General features: G+C 68.2%; 8 protein-coding genes. 4 read left to right on the top strand and 4 right to left on the bottom strand.

Features of this window, described 5'->3' with window-relative positions; genetic code table 11:
- Window positions 1-42: 42 nt before the first annotated feature.
- Window positions 43-1,380 carry an ABC-F family ATP-binding cassette domain-containing protein gene (locus tag MIC448_RS06435; RefSeq protein ID WP_243419912.1) on the top strand — a complete coding sequence of 446 codons (1,338 nt, stop codon included), beginning with the start codon at window positions 43-45 and terminating at the stop codon, window positions 1,378-1,380.
- A 61-nt stretch (window positions 1,381-1,441) separates the two neighbouring features.
- On the opposite strand, the gene MIC448_RS06430 is transcribed toward MIC448_RS06435, so the two are convergent.
- Together MIC448_RS06430 and MIC448_RS06425 are read right to left on the bottom strand one after the other, a co-directional pair.
- Window positions 1,442-1,882 carry a LysR family transcriptional regulator gene (locus MIC448_RS06430; protein ID WP_243419911.1) on the bottom strand — a complete coding sequence of 147 codons (441 nt, stop codon included), beginning with the start codon at window positions 1,880-1,882 and terminating at the stop codon, window positions 1,442-1,444.
- Between the two features lie 15 nt (window positions 1,883-1,897).
- Entirely contained in the window at window positions 1,898-2,248 is a 351-nt protein-coding gene (locus tag MIC448_RS06425) for a putative quinol monooxygenase (RefSeq protein WP_243419910.1), read from the bottom strand.
- A gap of 232 nt (window positions 2,249-2,480) precedes the next feature.
- Between MIC448_RS06425 and MIC448_RS06420 the strand changes: the two genes are divergently transcribed.
- Window positions 2,481-2,648, top strand: coding sequence for a hypothetical protein (locus tag MIC448_RS06420; protein ID WP_158497522.1), 168 nt, complete (start codon window positions 2,481-2,483; stop codon window positions 2,646-2,648).
- 39 nt (window positions 2,649-2,687) lie between these two features.
- Complete coding sequence (locus tag MIC448_RS06415; protein WP_036297519.1) at window positions 2,688-3,026, top strand: hypothetical protein; 339 nt, start codon at window positions 2,688-2,690, stop codon at window positions 3,024-3,026.
- 134 nt (window positions 3,027-3,160) lie between these two features.
- On the opposite strand, the gene MIC448_RS06410 is transcribed toward MIC448_RS06415, so the two are convergent.
- Window positions 3,161-3,913, bottom strand: a complete 753-nt coding sequence (locus MIC448_RS06410; RefSeq protein WP_036297517.1) for a membrane protein insertase YidC — start codon at window positions 3,911-3,913, stop codon at window positions 3,161-3,163.
- Between the two features lie 93 nt (window positions 3,914-4,006).
- Complete coding sequence (locus MIC448_RS06405) at window positions 4,007-4,291, bottom strand: DUF6412 domain-containing protein (RefSeq protein WP_051513262.1); 285 nt, start codon at window positions 4,289-4,291, stop codon at window positions 4,007-4,009.
- Window positions 4,292-4,479: 188 nt separating this feature from the next.
- On the opposite strand from MIC448_RS06405, the gene MIC448_RS06400 reads away from it, so the two are divergent.
- The gene (locus tag MIC448_RS06400) at window positions 4,480-8,043 is read left to right on the top strand and encodes a lamin tail domain-containing protein (RefSeq protein ID WP_051513261.1); all 3,564 of its coding nucleotides are present in this window, start codon (window positions 4,480-4,482) and stop codon (window positions 8,041-8,043) included.
- Window positions 8,044-8,046: the final 3 nt, after the last annotated feature.

Below are 8,046 nucleotides of genomic sequence, written 5' to 3'. Positions count from 1 at the left end.
AACGGAAGGATCTGACCCACGCACCTAGGAGATCCCGCACCCGTGACGGGCACCGACGCTGATCCGGCGGACGTCTATTCGGCGGCGCTCGAGCGCTGGTTGGCGAGCGGCGCGGCGGATCTCGACGAGCGAATCCCCGTCGTGCTCGCCGACCTGGGGCTGGACCTGCGCCTCGATCTTGGCGCCGCGAGCGCCGAACACGCCCTGATGACTTCGCTATCGGGGGGTCAGGCGGCTCGTGTGGGACTCGCGGCGCTGCTGCTGTCCCGCTTCGACATCGTGCTGCTCGACGAACCCACGAACGACCTCGACCTCGACGGCCTCGAACGGCTGGAGGCGTTCGTGCGCGGGCTCCGCGGCGGCGTTGTTCTCGTCAGCCACGACCGCGAGTTTCTTGCGCGCTCCGTGACGCGCGTTCTCGAACTCGACCTCGCCCAGGCATCCAATCGCGTCTTCGGCGGCGGGTACGACGCGTATCTGGAGGAGCGCGAGACGGTGCGGCGCCACGCGCGCGAGAAGTACGACGAATTCGCCGACAAGAAGGCGGACCTGGTGTCACGAGCTCGCACGCAGAGGGAGTGGTCGAGCCAAGGTGTCCGCAACGCGGTGAAGAAGTCGCCCGACAATGACAAGATCCGCCGCAAGGCCGCTACCGAGTCGAGCGAGAAGCAGGCACAGAAGGTGCGTCAGATGGAGAGTCGGATCGCGCAGCTCGACGAGGTCGATGAGCCCCGCAAAGAATGGCAGCTCGAATTTACGATCGGCGCGGCACCGCGCTCGAGCACGGTCGTCTCGACGCTGAACTCTGCGGTGTTCCGGCAGGGATCGTTCACCCTCGGTCCGGTTTCGCTGCAGGTAAACGCGGGGGAGCGGGTCGGGATCACGGGGCCCAACGGCGCCGGCAAGTCGACCCTGCTGCGGGCGCTGCTCGGGCGGCGGACACCCGACGAGGGCTCCGCGAGCGTCGGCGCCAACGTGCACGTCGGCGAGATCGACCAAGCACGGTCGCTTCTCACCGGCACCCGAGCGCTCGCCGATGTGTTCGAGGGACTCGTTCCCGCCCTCGCATCGGGAGAGGTCCGCACCCTGCTCGCGAAATTCGGGCTGAAGGCCGATCACGTGAACCGAGCCGTGGATGAGCTCTCGCCGGGCGAGCGCACGCGGGCCGCCCTGGCGCTGCTGCAGGCGCAGGGCATCAACCTGCTCGTGCTCGACGAACCGACCAACCATCTCGATCTGCCGGCGATCGAGCAGCTCGAAAAGGCTTTGGAGTCATACGTGGGCACACTGCTGCTCGTGACGCACGACCGTCGGATGCTCGACACCGTGCAGACCGACCGGCACTGGCGGGTCGAGGCGGGGCAGGTCACCGAACGGTAAGAAGACGCCGCGGCCGGAGCATCCGGATGTCTCGGACGAACGTCCTGACTAACGACCCTGGCTAGCGACCCTGACGCTTCTTGAAGGGCTTCGGTTCGCCCTTGACGACGGGCGCGCGGCCCTTGCCCTTCGAGGCCTTCGCTTTGCCGCCCGCGGGCCCGCCCGTTTTGGCCGCGGGCGCGGGGGCGTGGGCGATCTGTTGCTGCGCCTCGATGAGCAGGAGCTTGCCGGCGGGTGTGAGCGTCCATCCGGACTTGCTGCGGGTGACGATCGGATGCCCGACCTCGGCCTCGAGCTTGTCGATCGACGTGTACAGAGATGCGAGCGGGATGCCGAGGGTCTGCGCCGCGCGGGGCGCGTGCAGGTCTGCGGCGGTCAGCGCCACGAATCGGCGGAGGAGCGTGATGTTCACCGTTCGCCTTTCGTCGTCGCGGATGCCGGTAATGGCGCTGCCCAGGCTACCGGGCGTGCGGGGAAGAGACCGGCGCTTGCCCGGGGGCATCGCGACCGTCGGTGCTCAGTCTTTCGACAGGAAAGACGAGAACGACTGCACCGGGCCGCCTGCGATCTGAGCACGGAAGCCATCCGACAGGTCGCCCAGGAGCTCGCCGTGCACCGTGCCCGTCGCGATGATTGCCGCAGAGAGGTCTGCGCCGATATGGGCCGAATGCTCGATCAGGGCCCGCTCATCGACATACTCCTCGATGACCATCGCCTGGGATTCGTCGTCGTTGAGGAAGATCTCATAGCGCAGAGTGCCGGTGTCGAGTTCTCGGACAACCCGCATGCACTCGCGCGAGAGCCGCTTGAACTCGTCGACCTTGCCCGGGTGGAACGTGAACCGTGCGATACCCAGCAGTGTGCTCATCCACATTCCTTTCTGTGGTCGGCGTGATGGTCGTCGAGCGTACGGGATTTCCCCGAGCGCACGACCTGCGCGCGGTGCGTAGGTCGTGCGCTGGCGCGGAAGTCGTGCACTCGCGGGGAGACGGGGCCGCGAGCGCGGGGCCGATTACTGCGGAAAGGGGGTCGCGTCAACCCGGGGGCGAGGCATCCGTTCCGGTGAGACGCTCGTGCTTCGGCAATCGAGAGGAACGACCATGTCGGACACACGAGACCCCGCACAAGAGCAGCAGATCGCAGACCTCGAGGCCACAGGGCCCCGGGATGGCGAGGCCGCGCCGGCGATCGATGCCGCGGGCATCGGGCAGGAGAATCCGGATGCGCCCGAACTGGATGACGTCGGACCGGATTCTGACGACGCATAGCGATACCGAGCACGAGCAACACCTCAGCGAGGAGACGAGATGACTGACCAAACGATGGACAGCGGCATGGCGGATGACGCGGGCACTTCGGTGCCCCATCAGCCGCTCAGCGACAACGACACCTCGATTGCAGCGGACGCGGACGCCGATCCGGCGCAGGCGGAATGGGATGGCCGCCTCAGCGAAAACGGGGCACCGCTCGCGGAACCCGCGACCGCGACGGGCGCCGACCCCGCGGAGATCCCGGCTGATGACGACGACATTCCCGCGACGGATGTTCGTGCGGGGCTCGACCAGCCGGAGTCCCAGGGCGAAGACCCGCTCATCGCCGATCTCGGTGATGAGGGCGAGGGTGACCTGTCGCCCGAAGACCTCTGAAGAGCAGGTCCCGCGGCGTCCTGAGCACAACGCTCTCGCGTCGAGTCCGCCCGGTACCGTCGAGTCCGCCGGCTGTGCGCGGTGCAGAACCGGCGGACTCGACGCGAACCAGCGGTCTCGGCGCCGTGCGGTGGCTACACCAGCGGCAGCGGATAGCGGCGGCGTAGGAGCAGGCGCTGAACCAGCGTCCAGGCGACCGTCACCGTCAGGTACAGCGCCGCGGCGAGGGGCACGAACAGCAGCACGACCGCGGTTGCGTACTGCAGCAGTCCCATCACGCGTTGGGCGCCGACGGATGTCAGGGGTGAGGCATCCGCATCCGCCGCTGCTGCGACGGGCGGGCGAAACGCGCGGCGGGTGATCTCGGCGACCACGCACATGATCGCGATCAGGATCCCGAACACGACCCCGGTTGCGGGATCGAATGTGCCGAGAGACCCCACCACGCTCGTGCCGAGCGGCACTCCAGCGAGCTGCTCGGTGAGGAGAGCGTTCGCATGCCCCGCGATCGTGCTGTGCAGGAACAGTGCGTAGATGATGCCCACGATGGGAGCCTGCGCCAGCACGGGCAACAATCCGGCGAAGGGCGAAGTGTTCTCGTCGGCGTACAGCTTCATCATCTCGCGCTGTTGGCGCTCGCGGTCGTGCTTGTAGCGCTTCTGGATCGCGCGCAGGCGTGGGGCGAGACGAGCCCGCGTCTGCTCGGCTTTCGCCTGCGAGATGCCCACCGGGATCAGTGCTGCACGCACGATCAGCGTCAGGAGCACGATCGCTGCGGCGGCGGATGCGTCACCCGCAACGGGTTGGAGGAGGTCGGTCAGCCACATCATCGCCACGTACATGGCGTCGAGGATGGCGGCGAGCGGGGGCAGGGTAAAAAGGTCCACGGAGGTTCCGATCGTCGAGTCTGGGTAGGCGGCGTGTGGCCGCGACAGACGTCGGCGAAGCGCCCCGCGAACGGGGGCACGAACTGCCGAGGGCTACGCGGCCGAGGCCGCGAAACCCGGGGCTCGAGGGCGGGAGTGGCCCGCGGCGTCCGGATCGCTCTGCGCCGGTGGCGTGGCGATGCCGATCGAACCTTCCGCGCGGATGTTCGCGCCAGCCCCGGAGGTGTCGGGTCGCACCAGTTGGGCGAGGACCGCGAGAGTTGCGACGGCCGCGATGACGATCACGACGAGGCCGAGCGTGGCACCGGAATCGAGGGCGGGGGTCGCGCCCGACGCGAGCAAGACGAGGCCGAGGAACGCGGCGAAGAGCTCTCGCATCACGCATCCCCTCTCATCTGGCCGAGCTTTCACGCTAACACCCGCCGCGCTCGACGCGGGTGCCGGTTCGTTCGCCGCGCGTCTGCGGGACGCTCAGCGTTAACCCGGCGGACACCGCCCGGCCCCCGACCGTCTAGGCCGTGTCGATGGTGTGGACGAGACCCGTTCTCGCCTTCCTCAGGAGCCTCATGCCCCGCATGCTTTCCGGACTCGCGGCCACGATGGTGTGCGCACTCGGCGTTGCCGCCGGTGCCGTCATCGTCGCTGTTCCGTCCGCCGCAGTCGCCGATCAACCCGGCATCCGCATCAACGAGATCGAGTCCTCGGGCGGTACGCCCGGCGACTGGATCGAATTCTTCAACCCGAGCGACGCACCGATCGTGCTGGACGGGTATGTCGTCAAGGACTCGGACGACACACACGGCTACACCATCCCCATCGGGACGACGGTCGAGCCCGGAGCGTTCCTCGTGCTCGACGAACTCAAGGACGACGTCGGCAAGTTCGACTTCGGGTTGGGTGGCGGCGACTCTGCACGTCTGTTCGATGCATCCGAGACGCTGGTCGACGAATACGCATGGACAGATCACGCCGCGACCACCTGGGGCGCGAACGACTCCGGGGACTGGGCGCTGACGAGCGAGCCGACCAAGGGCGCGGCGAACACGTTCGCGGACGTCGACCCGGAGCCCGAGCCCTCGGGCTCAACGGACCCCGAGCCCGAGCCGTCGGGCTCGACGGACCCGGAGCCCCCGGCATCCGATGTCGTCGTCAACGAGATCTACTACGACGAGGTCTCGGGCTACTCCGACAGCATCGAGCTCTTCAACCGCGGTGACGAGGCCGTCGACCTGACCGGCTGGAGGGTCTCGGACGACAAGCGCGACGAGTTCGGCACCCTGCCGGCGGGCACGACGATCGCGGCGGGCGGGTTCCTCATGCTCGTCAAGGACACGGACTTCCCCTTCGGCCTCGGCAAGAGCGACGAGGTCGTACTGTACGACGCCTCGAGCACCGAGGTCGACGCGTATGCCTACCTGAACACCGCGCCGCTCGCCATCTGGGCGCGCTGCCCCGACGGGACGGATGCCTGGGCCCCCGCGACCGTTGCGACGCCCGGTGCCGCGAACGACTGCGCGACGATCGTCGTGCCCGGCTCGATCGTGATCAACGAGATCGACTCGCAGCCGGCCGACTGGGTCGAGTTCTACAACCCCGGAACCGAGACGCTCGACATCTCGGGTTACGAGATCCGTGACAATTCCGACGACCACCGCTGGCAGTTCCTCGCCGGCACAACGATCGCGGGAGGCGAATACCTCGTTGTGGAGGCCGACAGCATCGGCCTCGTCGACGGTGACGAGTCGCGCTTCGATGCGCCGATCGGCATCGGCAGCGCCGACCGCATCCGTCTCTACGACGCCTCACTCGAGCTGATCGACGACTCGGAGCCGTGGACGGGCCACGCGGCCATCGACGGCGACGCTGCCGCGGCGACCCTCGCACGATGCCCGGATGGCGAAGGCCCCTTCGTGCTCGCGTACCCGACGCCCGGAGCCACAAACTCGTGTGTGCTGCCCGACATCCAGATCAACGAGATCGAGTCGAACGGCGACGCGACCGACTGGATCGAGATCATCAACATGGGTTCGACGACCGTCGACCTCTCGGGTTGGTCGGTCATGGACAGCGACCCCGTCGGCCACGCGGCCGAGACGACGCCGCTGCCCTCCGGCACGACAATCGCGCCCGGTGCGCTGTTCGTCTTCGATCAGCCCACCAACTTCGTGTTCGGGCTGGGCGGCGGTGACACCGTCACCGTGCGGAACGCGCAGAACGTCACGGTCGCCGAACACGCCTACCCCGCGCACGCAACGGGCGTCTGGGCTCGCTGCGCGGATGGTGTCGGCGACTTCGTCGACCTCGGAGTGTCGACCAAGGGACTGCTGAACGCGTGCGGCAACCCCGTGCGCATCAACGAGGTCGAATCGGATGGCGGTGAGCCCGGCGACTGGATCGAGCTCGTCAACCCCACATCGACCCCGCTCGACGTCAGCGGAATCGTCGTGAAGGACGACGACGACACCCACTCGTACGAGATCCCGGCCGAGACCATGATCCCTGCTCTCGGGTATCTCGTGATCGAGGGCGAGACCCTGGGCTTCGGACTGGGCAAGGACGACACGGTTCGCCTGTTCGAGGGTGACGCGCTGCGCGACTCCACGACCTGGGGTGCGGACCACGCGGCGACCACGTGGGGGCGCTGCCCCGACGCATCCGGCTCCTTCGCCGTCACGGCGGAGTCGACCAAGGGCGCCGCAAACGTCTGCGTCGGTGAGATCCCGGTCGGTGACTGGCCCGGCTCGGCCGAGGTCACCGTCATCGACGAGAGCCCGATGTTCCTCGTCGACAGCTCGGGCCTCGACACTCAGGCGACGTCGGATGGAACGTTCCTCTGGGCGGTCGACAACGGCACCGGCACGTTCTGGAAGCTGAAGGTCGGGGCGAACGGGTCCGTGACCTTCGCGGACGGCTGGGCGGACGGCAAGCGCGCCCGCTTCCAGCGCGACGCGTCGAACCCGTCCGCGGCAGGCCCCGACACCGAGGGAATCACCGTGGACGGCTCGGGCTGGGTCTACCTCGCTTCCGAGCGCGACAACAGCGTGAAGGGCGTCAACGAGAACGTCGTCCTGAAGGTCGACCCGAACGCGCCGGGACCGGATGTCGTGGCCACCCAGGAGTGGGACCTCACCGCCAAGCTGCCCAGTGTCAACGCGAACCTCGGCATCGAGGCAGTCGAATGGGTCGCCGACGGTGACCTGGCCGGCCTGATCGACGCGGGCACCAACGTGGCGTACGACCCGGCGCGCTACCCGGGTCACGGCGACGGCCTGTTCTTCGTCGCGATGGAGGAAGGTGGAGGCGTGTTCGCCTTCGCTCTGAACGGGGACGGCACATCGAAGCTCGTCGCCACGATCGATCCGGGTCTCGTCGGAGTCATGGCGCTCGACTACGACACGGTGCTCGATGTGCTCTGGGCCGTGTGCGACGACGGCTGTGACGGCACCGCCGCACAGATCACCTTCAACGGCACGGCTGAACCCTCGATCGCGCACTTCGCCCGCCCGGCGAGCATGCCGAACGACAACAACGAGGGCTTCGCCACGGCGCCCTCGTCCGTAGCCGGCTTCGCGCGTGCTGCCTGGTGGTTTAAGGACGGCGAGCCGTCGGGGTCGCTGCGCACAGGTACGGTTCCGGGCAGCGCCGTGGACCCCGGGACGCCGGTCGACCCGGGCGCGGGGAACCCCAGCAACCCCGGTCTTCCGCAGACGGGATCCGGAGCGCCGCTTGCCGGTGAGCAGCTGGTCGAAGCGAACAACGGCGACGTCACGGCACCGCTCTCCGCGGAGCCGGGCGGACGGGTGACCATCAACACCGGCACGCAGAACGCCGGTAAGGCCGTTTCGGTGTGGATGTACTCGACGCCCGTGCAGATCGCGTCGAGCACGCTCGACAGCGCCGGCCGCATCGCGGTCACGATTCCGACGAACGCGACGCTCGGGATGCACCGCCTGGCCGTCTACGCGGCAGACGGCGAACTGCTCGGCTGGACCAGCATCCGGATCGTCGCGAACGGCACACTGGCCCAGACCGGCGCGGATGAGGACAGCTCGGCACTCGCTATCGCGCTCCTGCTGATGCTCGCGGGCCTGACCGCGATCATTGTGCGGAGGCGTGTGCGCTCGGCCTGACGC

It is taken from the genome of Microbacterium sp. C448, assembly GCF_000582705.2.
Lineage (GTDB): Bacteria > Actinomycetota > Actinomycetes > Actinomycetales > Microbacteriaceae > Microbacterium > Microbacterium lacus_A.
The sequence above is the reverse complement of the archived record's forward strand: the minus strand, read 5'-3'. Positions and strand labels throughout refer to the sequence as shown.